Source organism: Nocardioides pyridinolyticus, from assembly GCF_054653575.1.
Window position 1 is genome coordinate 1 of record NZ_BAAIFY010000124.1, and the last position, 205, is coordinate 205.

Annotated in this window: 1 rRNA gene; it reads right to left on the bottom strand. The window is 54.1% G+C overall.

Going from position 1 to position 205, the window contains the following annotated elements:
- Positions 1 to 104: 104 nt before the first annotated feature.
- Positions 105 to 205: ribosomal RNA gene (locus tag ACYQ0U_RS22920) — 23S ribosomal RNA — on the bottom strand; the annotation flags it as partial.

A 205-nucleotide genomic window follows, 5' to 3' on the forward strand; every position in this document is an offset into this window, starting at 1 on the left:
ATCGATGTCGGTGGAATCAGCACACCGACATCAACCAAGTATTCAGTTGATCGTCAGATCATGTAGTGGACGCGAGGCGCTTTGTAGGTTCGATTGAGGGTTTGTAAGACAAGCCCTCGGCCTATTAGTACCGGTCGGCTGGGCATTACTGCTGTACACCTCCGGCCTATCAACCCAGTGTTCTGCTGGGGGCCTTACCCCCTCG